Annotated in this window: 1 protein-coding gene; it reads left to right on the top strand. The window is 74.3% G+C overall.

Annotated elements, in window-relative coordinates; genetic code table 11:
- Positions 1-20: 20 nt before the first annotated feature.
- Positions 21-11,408, top strand: coding sequence for a type I polyketide synthase (locus CP970_RS03315; RefSeq protein ID WP_150492929.1), 11,388 nt, complete (start codon positions 21-23; stop codon positions 11,406-11,408).
- The last annotated feature ends 61 nt before the right edge of the window (positions 11,409-11,469 follow it).

The raw sequence follows: 11,469 nt of genomic DNA, 5'->3' as shown, positions 1-11,469 counted from the left end.
TTCTCTGGAGTAGAGAAGGCATGGAAAACGAAGACAAGCTGCGGTACTTCCTCAAGCGGGTCACCGCTGACCTGCGCGAGACCCGCCAGCGGTTGCGCGAGGTCGAGGAGGGCGAGCAGGAGCCGGTCGCGATCATCGGCATGAGCTGCCGCTACCCCGGCGGCGTCAACTCCCCCGAGGAGCTGTGGGACCTGGTCGCGGGCGGCCGCGACGGCGTCACGCCGTTCCCCACGGACCGAGGCTGGGGCGATGTCGCCCTGGCCGACCCGGAGGACCCCGACCGGGTCTTCCGCACCGAAGGCGGCTTCCTGCACGACGCCGCCGAGTTCGACCCGGGCCTGTTCGGGATATCGCCGCGCGAGGCCCTGGCCATGGACCCGCAGCAGCGCCTCCTCCTGGAGACCTCCTGGGAGGCGTTCGAGCGGGCCGGGATCGACGCGGCGTCCCTGCGCGGCAGCAGGACGGGCGTGTTCGCGGGCGTCATGTACCACGACTACACGTCACGGCTGCGGTCCGTGCCCGAGGGCGTCGAGGGCTTCCTCGGTACGGGAAGCTTCGGCAGCGTCGCCTCCGGGCGCGTGTCGTACACGTTCGCCCTCGAGGGACCCGCCGTCACCGTCGACACGGCCTGCTCGTCGTCCCTGGTCACGCTGCACCTGGCGGCCCAGGCACTGCGCTCGGGCGAGTGCGGGCTCGCCCTCGCGGGCGGCGTCACCGTGATGGCGACCCCGGACACGTTCATCGGCTTCAGCAAGCAGCGCGGCCTCGCCGCGGACGGCCGGTGCAAGTCCTTCGCAGACAGCGCCGACGGCACCGGCTGGGGCGAGGGCGCGGGCATGCTGCTCCTGGAGCGGCTCTCCGACGCCCGCCGCAACGGCCACCAGGTCCTCGCGGTCCTGCGCGGCTCCGCCGTGAACCAGGACGGCGCGTCCAACGGCCTGACCGCGCCCAACGGCCCCTCGCAGCAGCGCGTGATCCGCCAGGCCCTGGAGAGCGCGGGACTGACCACGGACGAGGTCGACCTGGTCGAGGCGCACGGCACGGGCACCACCCTCGGTGACCCCATCGAGGCGCAGGCCCTGCTCGCCACCTACGGCAAGGACCGCGCCGGCGAGCCGCTGTGGCTGGGCTCGGTGAAGTCCAACATCGGCCACACCCAGGCCGCCGCCGGCGCCGCGGGCGTCATCAAGATGGTCATGGCGATGCGGCACGGCGTGCTGCCGCCGACCCTGCACGTCGACGAGCGCTCCCGGCACGTCGACTGGGCCGCGGGCGCCGTGGAACTCCTCGACGAGGCGCGGCCCTGGCCGGAGACGGGACGGCCGCGCAGGACGGCGGTGTCGTCGTTCGGCATCAGCGGCACCAACGCCCACGTCGTCCTCGAACAGGCCCCGGCGGACGAGGCCGACGACGATGACACCGAGGTCATCGACGGCGAGCCCGTCGCCCCCGTCCTCGCCGACGCGGTGCCGTGGGTCCTGTCCGGCAACGACCCCGCCGCACTGCGCGAGCGCGCCGCCGCCCTCCTGTCCCACGTGGACGGGCAGGGCGGCAAGGCCGCGGCGCGCGACGCGTCGGCCGTGGACATCGGCCACGCGCTCGCCCTGACCCGGACCGCGCTCGAACACCGGGCCGCCGTCGTCGGCGCGGACCGCGCGGAACTGCTGAGCGGCCTCAAGGCCCTGGCCACCGGCGGCGAGGCACCGAACCTGGTGCGCGGCACGGTGGGCAGCCGCGGCAAGCTCGCCTTCCTGTTCAGCGGACAGGGCAGCCAGCGCGTCGGCATGGGGCGCGAACTGTACGGGGAGTTCCCGGAGTTCGCGCGGGCCCTGGACGAGGTCTGCGCACACCTGGACCCGCACCTGGACCGGCCGCTGCGGGACGTGCTCTTCGCCGAGCCGGACACCGAGGCCGCCGCCCTGCTCGACCTCACCACCTACACGCAGCCCGCGCTGTTCGCGATCGAGGTGGCGCTCTACCGCCTCGTCACGGCGTGGGGACTCACCCCGCAGTTCCTCGCGGGCCACTCCATCGGCGAACTGGCCGCCGCCCACGTGTCGGGCGTCTTCACCCTCGCCGACGCCTGCGCGCTCGTCGCCGCCCGCGGCAGGCTCATGGGGGCACTGCCCGAAGGCGGCACGATGCTGTCGCTGCGCGCGGACGAGGACACCGTGCGCCGCCTGATCGCCGAGCACAGCGGCACGGTGGACGTCGCGGCGGTCAACGGCCCCGAGTCCACGGTGGTCGCGGGCGACGCCGACGCGGTCGCCGCCCTCGACGCCGCCTGGCGGGAACAGGGCGGCAAGACCCGCTACCTGAAGGTCAGCCACGCCTTCCACTCCCCGCACGTGGACGCCGTCCTCGCGGACTTCCGCGCCGTCGCCCGCACCCTCACCTACGGCACGCCGAAGATCCCCGTCGTGTCCACGCTGACCGGCGCCGTGCTCTCCCGGGAGCAGGCGCGCGACCCGGAGCACTGGGTACGTCACGTACGCGAAGCCGTGCGGTTCCTGGACGGCGTGCGGTGCCTGCGCGAGCAGGGCGTCACGAACTTCCTGGAGCTCGGCCCCGACGCCGTGCTCACCGCGGCGGGCCGCGACTGCGTCGACGACGCCGCGTTCCTGGTGGCCGCGGCGCGCGCGAACCGCCCCGAGGGCACCGCGCTCACCTCGGCCGTCGCCGCCCTGCACACGCGGGGCGTCGCCCTCGACTGGCGCGCCGTGTTCGCGGGCCGCGGCGCCCGGCGCGTCGACCTGCCCACGTACCCGTTCCAGCGCAGCAGGTACTGGCTGGACACGGGCGCGTACGCCACGGACGTCACCTCGGCCGGGCTGCGCTCCGCCGACCACCCGCTGCTCGGCGCCGTGGTCACCCTCGCCGACGAGGAGGGCGCCCTGCTCACCGGGCGGCTCGCCCTCGACACCCACCCGTGGCTGGCCGACCACACCGTCGGCGGTGTGGTCCTCGTGCCCGGTGCCGCCTTCCTCGAACTCGCCGTCAGGGCGGGTGACCAGGTAGGACTCGACCACGTCGAGGAGCTGACCCTCGCGGCGCCGCTGGTCCTGCCGGAGGACGGCGCGGTGCGGCTCCAGGTGTCCGTCGGGGCCCCCGACGAGTCGGGCCGCAGGACGCTGAACTGCTACGCGCGCGCCGACGACGCACCCGATGGTGACGCGTCCGACGACGAGCCGTGGACGCGGCACGCCTTCGGCACGCTGGCGACGGCTGAGAACACCCCGGGCGCCCCGGTCACTCCGGTCACCCCGGGGGAGGCGTGGCCGCCCGCGGGCGCCGAGCCGGTCGACATCGAGGGCCGCTACGACGAACTCGCCGCGGGCGGACTCGGCTACGGACCCGCCTTCCGCGGCCTGCGCGCGGCCTGGCGCCGCGGCGACGAGGTGTTCGTCGAGGTGGCGCTGCCCGAGCAGGACACCACGGCGGGCGCGCCCTCCTTCGCGCTGCACCCCGCGCTCCTCGACTCCGCGCTGCACGCCATCGGGCTCGGCGACTTCGTCGCCGACACGGAGCGGCTGCACCTGCCGTACTCCTGGCGAGGTGTGAGCCTGCACAGCGGCGGCGCGACCGTGCTGCGCGGACGGCTCTCCCCGGCGGGCACCTCGGGCGTCGCACTCGCCCTGAGCGACGGCACGGGCGCACCCGTCGCCACCGTCGACACCCTGTCCCTGCGGCCCCTGGCGGCGGAGGCGCTGAGCGGCGACCGTCTCGACTCGCTGTTCCGCGTCGACTGGGCGCGGGTACGGCCCGCCCCGGCCACCACGGCCGACTGGGCGGTCCTCGGAGACAGCCCCGACGCCGGCGAACAGGTGCGCTCCTACGCGGACTTGACCACGCTGGCGGCCGAGGACCGGATCCCGGACCTCGTGCTCGCCCCCGTCCCCACCGACACCGACCCCGCGAAGGCGACGCACTGGGCGCTCGCCCTGGTGCAGAGCTGGCTCGCCGACGAGCGGTTCGGCTCGGCGCGCCTTGTGTTCGTCACCGCGGGCGCCGTGGCCACAGGCCCCGACGAGGACGTCACCGACCTGACCGGCGCGCCCGTGTGGGGCCTGGTCCGCGCCGCGCAGGGCGAACACCCCGGCCGGTTCGTCCTCGTCGACGCCGACCAGCCGACGGCCGAGTTCACCGCACTCCCCGCCGCCGTCGAGACCGGCGAGCCCCAACTGGCCCTGCGCGCGGGTGAATTGCGCGCGCCGCGGCTGGTGCGGGCCCGCCCGGAGCAGCCGGAAGGCGCGGGCTTCGGCGACGGCGCCGTACTGGTGACAGGCGCGAGCGGCACGCTCGGCGGTCTGGTCGCGCGACACCTCGTCGTACGACACGGCGTGCGCAACCTGGTCCTGGCCAGCAGGCGCGGCCAAGTCGGCGCGCTGCACGACGAGTTGACCGAACTGGGCGCGGCGGTCACCGCGGTCGCCTGCGACGTCGGTGACCGCGACGCGGTGGCGGAACTCCTCGCCGCCCACCCGGTCACGGCCGTCGTGCACGCGGCGGGCGTCCTGGACGACGGCGTCATCGAGTCGCTGACCCCCGAGCGGATCGACACCGTGTTCCGCCCGAAGGTCGACGCGGCCCGCAACCTGCACGAGCTCACCCGCGACCTCGACCTGTCCGCGTTCGTGGTGTTCTCCTCGGCCGCGGGCACCTTCGGCAACCCCGGCCAGGGCAACTACGCGGCCGCCAACGCCTACCTCGACGCGCTCGCCCAGCACCGCCGCGCCCAGGGCCTGCCCGCGACCTCGCTCGCCTGGGGCCTGTGGGCGGACGACAGCGGCATGACGGGCGACCTCGCGGAGGCCGACCGCGGCCGCCTCACCAGGGCCGGGGTCGCCGCACTCTCGGCCGAGGAGGGCCTGCGCCTCTTCGACGCCGCCCTCGCGCTCCCCTGCGCCGTGGCAGTGCCCATGCGGCTCGACCTGGCGCCGCTGCGGGCGCGCCCCGAGACCGTGCCCCCGCTGCTGCGCGCCCTCGTGCGCACGGCACGCCCCGAAGCCGCCAAGGCCGAGGGCGGACTCGCGGCACGGATCGCGGCGCTGCCCGCGGACGAGCGCCTGCCCGCCCTGCTCGACGTCGTCCGCACCGCCGTCGCCGCCGTGCTCGGCCACGCCTCCGCCGCCGAGGTGGAACCGGAGCGGGCCTTCGGCGAGCTCGGCTTCGACTCGCTCACCGCGGTCGAACTGCGCAACAGGCTCGACGCGGCCACAGGGCTGCGACTGCCCGCGACGCTGGTCTTCGACTACCCGACCCCGCTGGTCCTCGCCGACCACCTGCACACCACGCTGCTCGGCGGCGAAGAGGCCGGCGCGGTGACCCTCCGCACGGCCGCCGCCGACGACGAGCCGATCGCCATCGTCGGCATGGGCTGCCGCTACCCCGGCGGCGTGAACTCGCCGGAAGACCTGTGGCACCTGGTCGCCGACGGCCGCGACGCGGTGTCCGACTTCCCGGACAACCGGGGCTGGAACGTGGAAGGGCTCTACAACCCCGACCCCGAGAAGCTCGGCACCAGCAGCGTCCGGCAGGGTGGCTTCCTCTACGACGCCGCCGATTTCGACCCGGTGTTCTTCGGCATGTCGCCGCGCGAGGCCCTGGCGGTCGACCCGCAGCAGCGCCTCCTCCTCGAAACGTCGTGGGAGGCCGTCGAGCGGGCGGGCATCGACCCGAAGTCCCTGCGGGGCAGCGCCACCGGCGTGTTCGCGGGCGTGATGTACAACGACTACGCCTCCCGGCTCAGCCGCTCCCCGGAGGGCTTCGAGGGACAGCTCGGTCTCGGCAGCTCGGGCAGCGTCGCCTCCGGCCGCGTCTCGTACGTGTTCGGCCTCGAAGGCCCCGCGATGACCGTGGACACCGCGTGCTCCTCGTCGCTCGTGGCGATGCACCTCGCCGCGCAGGCGCTGCGCACGGGCGAGTGCTCGCTCGCGCTCGCGGGCGGTGTGACGGTGATGTCGAGCCCGGCGACGTTCGTGGAGTTCAGCAGGCAGCGCGGCCTGGCCCCCGACGGCCGCTGCAAGGCCTTCTCCGCCGAGGCCGACGGCACCGGCTGGGGCGAGGGCGTCGGCATGCTCGTACTGGAGCGGCTCTCCGACGCGCAGCGCAACGGCCACCGCGTCCTCGCGGTCATGCGGGGATCGGCGGTCAACCAGGACGGCGCGTCCAACGGCCTGACCGCGCCCAACGGCCCCTCCCAGCAGCGCGTCATCCGCCAGGCCCTGGCGAGCGCGGGGCTGACCACGTCCGACGTGGACGTGGTCGAGGCGCACGGCACCGGCACCACCCTCGGCGACCCCATCGAGGCGCAGGCCCTGCTCGCCACCTACGGCCAGGACCGCACCGGCGAGCCGCTGTGGCTCGGTTCGCTGAAGTCGAACGTCGGCCACACCCAGGCCGCGGCCGGTGTCGGCGGCGTGATCAAGATGGTGATGGCGATGCGGCACGGCGTGCTGCCGTCGACCCTGCACGTCTCCGAGCGCTCCCCGCACGTGGACTGGTCGGCGGGCGCCGTGGACGTCCTGACGGAGGCCCGCCCGTGGCCGAAGACGGGACGCCCGTCGCGCGCGGGTGTGTCCTCGTTCGGCGTGAGCGGCACCAACGCACACGTGGTCCTTGAGCAGGCACCCGATGAGGTAGCGGCCGAGGAGCCGTCGGTGTCCGGGCCGGTTCCGCTGCTGCTGTCCGCCCGCACGGAAGCCGCATTGCGTGCGCATGCGGCGCAACTCGCTCCGCTGGTCGGCGAATTCGGGTCTGTGGGTGTGGCGGATGCGCTGTTGTCGCGGTCGGTGTTTGATCACCGGGCTGTGGTGGTGGCGGGTGGTGTGGATGCGTTGGCTGCGGTGGCGCAGGGTGTTGAGTCGGCGCGTGTGGCGGTGGGTGTGGCGCGTCCTGCGGGCAAGGTCGCGTTCGTGTTCCCGGGTCAGGGTTCGCAGTGGCTGGAGATGGGGGTGGCGCTGGCGGAGTCGTCGCCGGAGTTCCGGGCTTCCATGGATGCCTGTGCGGAGGCGTTGGCTCCGCATGTGGACTGGTCGTTGTGGGATGTGCTGTCTGATGCTGAGGCGTTGGAGCGCGTGGATGTTGTGCAGCCGGTGTTGTTCGCGGTGATGGTGTCGCTGGCCGGGTTGTGGCGGTCGTATGGTGTCGAGCCGGATGCCGTGGTGGGTCACAGTCAGGGTGAGATCGCTGCCGCGCATGTGGCGGGCGCGCTGTCGCTGGAGGATGCGGCGCGGGTTGTGGCGTTGCGCAGTCAGGCGATTCTGGCTCTGTCGGGTCAGGGCGGGATGGTGTCGTTGGCGGTGACGGTCGAGGTGGCGCGTGAGCGGATCGCGCGCTGGGAGGGCCGGATTTCCGTCGCGGCGGTGAACGGTCCCGGTTCGGTGGTCGTGGCCGGTGACGCGGATGCTCTGGATGAGCTGATGGAGTCCTGTGCCGCCGATGACGTACGGGCCCGTCGGGTGCCTGTCGACTACGCCTCCCACTCGCCCCATGTCGAGCGCATCGAGGAGACCTTGGCGAGTGTGCTGGCCGGAATCGAACCCCGCGCCGCCGCAGTGCCGATGCTCTCCACCGTCACGGGGGAGTGGCTGACCGGGACCGAGGTCGGTGCCGAGTACTGGTACCAGAACCTGCGGCACACCGTCCGCTTCGAGGACGCCACCCGTGGCCTCCTTGAGCACGGCGTCAGCACGTTCATCGAATGCAGCCCCCACCCGGTCCTGGTGTTCGGCGTGCGCGAGACGCTGGAGGCGCATGACGGCGACGCGGCCGTGGTGGGCACGTTGCGCAGGGACGACGGCGGTCTCGACCGGTTCCTGGTCTCCGCCGCCGAGGCGTACGTCGAGGGTCTGCCCTTCGACTGGCGCGCCCTGGTGCCCGCCGGACGACATGTCGACCTGCCGACGTACCCCTTCCAGCACAAGCGCTACTGGCTGGACGCTCCCCGCGACCTGAGCTTCGACGAAGCGGCCGGGGGTCTCGGCCTCGCGGCCGCGGGCCACCCGCTGCTCGGCGCCGCCGTGGAACTCGCCGACGAGCAGGGCCTGTTGTGCACCGGCAGGCTCGGCACCGACACCCACCCGTGGCTCGCGGAGCACGCCGTCGGGCAGACGGTCCTGCTGCCCGGCACGGCCTTCGCGGAGATCGCGCTCGCCGCGGGCGACAGGATCGGCCTCGACGAGGTGGAGGAGCTGACGCTCGCCGCGCCGCTGCTGCTGCCCGAACACGGCGGCGTACGCCTGCGGGTGACGGTCGGCGGGGACGACGGTTCCGGCCGCCGGACGCTGACCATCGACTCACGGCCGGACGGCCAGGACGCCGACGGCGACTGGACCCGGCACGCCACCGGCTTCCTGACCACCGGAGCGCCCGCGGCCCCGGCATCGTTGACCCAGTGGCCGCCCGCCGAGGCCGAACCCATCGACGTCGACGGCTTCTACGACGGCTTGGAGGAGGCCGGGTTCGTCTACGGACCCGCCTTCCAGGGCCTGCGCGCGGCGTGGCGCGGCGACGACGCCGTGTACGCCGAGCTGGCACTCGGCGAGGACCAGCACAAGGACGCCGCTTCGTTCGGCGTCCACCCCGCGCTCCTGGACGCCGCGCTGCACGCCTGCATGCTCGGCGGACTCGTCGAGGACGCGGGACGGCCCAGGCTGCCGTTCTCCTGGAGCGGCATCCGGTGGCACGCCACCGGTGCCACGACGGCGCGGGTCCGCCTCACGCAGGCCGGACCCGACGCCGTCGCCCTCGAACTGGCCGACGCGCGGGGGAATCCCCTGGCGACGGTCGCATCCCTCGTCCTGCGGCCGATCGCCGCGGACCAGTGGGGTGCACGCCACCGCGACGCGCTGTTCCGGCTGGAGTGGGTGGCCGCACCGACCCGTGCGGCCACCCCTGCTCCCGCCCGCGGTTGGGCGGTCGTCGGTCCTGACGACCTGAAGGCGGGCGCGGGACTCGCCGCGTCCGGCGTCACCGTCGCCGAGCACCGCGACCTCGCGGCGCTCGCAGCGGTCGGAGTGCCCGACGTGGTCCTCGTGCCGTGCGCAGACGACGGCACGGAGCCGGTCGCCGCCGCCCGCGCCACCGCTCTGCACGCGCTGTCGCTGGCCCAGGAGTGGCTGGCAGACGACCGGTTCCTCGGCTCCCGCCTCGTCTTCGTGACCCGCGGGGCCGTCGCCACCGGCCCTGACGAGGACGTGTCCGACCTCGCCGCCGCGACGGTGTGGGGCCTGATCAGGTCCGCCCAGTCAGAGAACCCCGACCGGCTCGCCCTGGTCGACGTGGACGGGCACGACGCGTCCTGGGCGGCGCTGCCCGCCGTCCTCGACGGCGCCCAGGCCGGTGCCGAACCCCAGTCGGCGGTGCGCGCCGGTGACCAGCTGGTGCCGCGCCTGGCACGGCCCGCACCGTCCGCACCTCAGTCCCCGGAGTCCCCTCAGCCCTCGCTCGCGTTCGCGCCCGGCGGCACGGTCCTCGTGACCGGCGCCACCGGGATGATCGGCGGCCTCGTCACCCGGCACCTCGTGGCCGAGTACGGCGTACGGCACCTCGTCCTCGCCAGCCGCAGCGGCGCCGCCGCGCCCGGAGCCGACGCGCTCCGTGCCGAACTCACCGGTCTCGGCGCCGACGTCACGCTCGCCGCCTGCGACGTGACCGACCGCGCCGCGCTCGCCGAGCTGCTCGCCGCGGTGCCCGCCGACCACCCGCTGACCGGCGTGGTGCACTCGGCGGGCGTCCTCGACGACGGCGTACTCGGCTCGCTGACGCCGGAGCGGATCGACACCGTGTTCCGGCCGAAGGTCGACGCGGCCTGGAACCTGCACGAGCTGACCCGTGACGCGGACCTGTCCGCGTTCGTCGTCTTCTCCTCCGCCTCGGGCATCCTCGGCGGCCCCGGCCAGGCCAACTACGCGGCGGCCAACGCGTTCCTCGACGCGCTCGCCCACCGGCGCAGGGCGGCCGGGCTCCCCGCCACGTCACTGGCGTGGGGCCTGTGGGAGTCGGCGAGCGCGATGACCGGCGACATGGCGGAGTCCGACGTGGCACGCCTGTCCCGCTCCGGCGTCGCGGGCCTCACCCAGGAGCAGGGCCTCGCCCTGTTCGACCTCGGCTGCGCGACCGACGACGCGGTCGTGGTGCCGATGCGCCTCGGCCTGAGCGCCCTGCGCGGCGGGCCCGACGAGGTGCCCCCGCTGCTGCGGGGCCTGGTGCGCGCCCGCGCCACCAGGGCGGCGGCCGAGACCGGTACGGAGCCGCTGGCGCGGCGCCTCGCCGGTCTGACCGAGCAGGAGCAGGAGCGTGAACTGCTCGTACTCGTCAGGGACCGGACGGCGGCCGTGCTCGGCTACGAGCCGGACGAGCTCGACGTGTCCGGCGCCCTGACCCAGCTCGGCCTCGACTCCCTGACCGCGCTGCAACTGCGCAACCAGCTCGCGGGCGCGACCGGTCTGCGCCTGCCCAGCACCGTCGTGTTCGACCAGCCGACGGGACCGGCGCTCGCCGCGTACCTGAGGAGCCGTCTCGCCGTGGGGGAGGCGGGCGGCGGCACGGACGCCGCGCCCGCGACCCTGGCGGTCGAGGACACGCTCAACGGCCTGTACCGGCAGGCGATCGACCTCGGCCTGTACGAGGAGGGGTGGCAGCTGGTGATGGCGGCCGCGCTGGTGCGGCCGGTGTTCGAGACGCAGGAGGAGGCACCCACCCTGCCCGCGGTCACGCTGGCGACAGGACCTGGCATCCCGCTGCTGTGCTTCCCGCCGCCGATGGCGCCGTCCGGGCCGCACTACTTCAGCCGGTTCGCCCCCGCCTTCGCGGGCGAGCGGGACGTGACCGTACTGCCCCACCCCGGCTTCGCGCCGGGGGAGCCGCTGCCCGCGAGCCGCGAGGCGATCGTCCGCTTCCAGGTCGAGGCCGTCCGACGCGAGGCGGGCGACCGGCCGTTCGCGCTGCTCGGCTACTCCTCGGGCGGCTGGCTGGTCAACGCGGTCGCCGCCGAGCTCGAACGGCAGGGCACCGGACCGGCCGCGGTGGTGCTCGTCGACACCTACACCGCGACGAACTCCTTCGAGGACCGGCTCGAGGCGGCCCTGCGCGAACGCGGTTCCACCAGCGAGGCGTCCGAGCTGCTGACCGGCGCGCAACTCACCGGCCAGGGCGGCTACGTCCGCGTCTTCGAGGACTGGGAGCCCGGCCCGGTCGAGGCGCCGACGCTCTACGTGCACGCCACCTTCCCGCCGGGGGAGTCGGCCGTACGCGAGACCGAGGACGACTGGCAGCCGGAGTGGCCCTACCCGCACGACGACGCCGACGTCCCCGGTGACCACTTCTCGATCATGGAGGACCACTCCGAGTCGACCGCGCTCGCGGTGCGGGAGTGGCTGGGGGCGGGCCGGGGCAGCAATTCCTGACGCTTCTGAGCGACCAAACCGATTGACCACCGCACGAACGACAGCAGAACGAACGACCGCA

Source organism: Streptomyces kanamyceticus (assembly GCF_008704495.1).
In the GTDB taxonomy this organism is placed as follows: Bacteria; Actinomycetota; Actinomycetes; order Streptomycetales; family Streptomycetaceae; genus Streptomyces; species Streptomyces kanamyceticus.
The sequence above is the reverse complement of the archived record's forward strand: the minus strand, read 5'-3'. Positions and strand labels throughout refer to the sequence as shown.

What these genes read in the sequence shown, in the direction of transcription:
- CP970_RS03315 (WP_150492929.1), top strand. Translation starts at nt 21, where the DNA reads ATGGAAAACGAAGACAAGCTGCGGTACTTCCTCAAGCGGGTCACCGCT.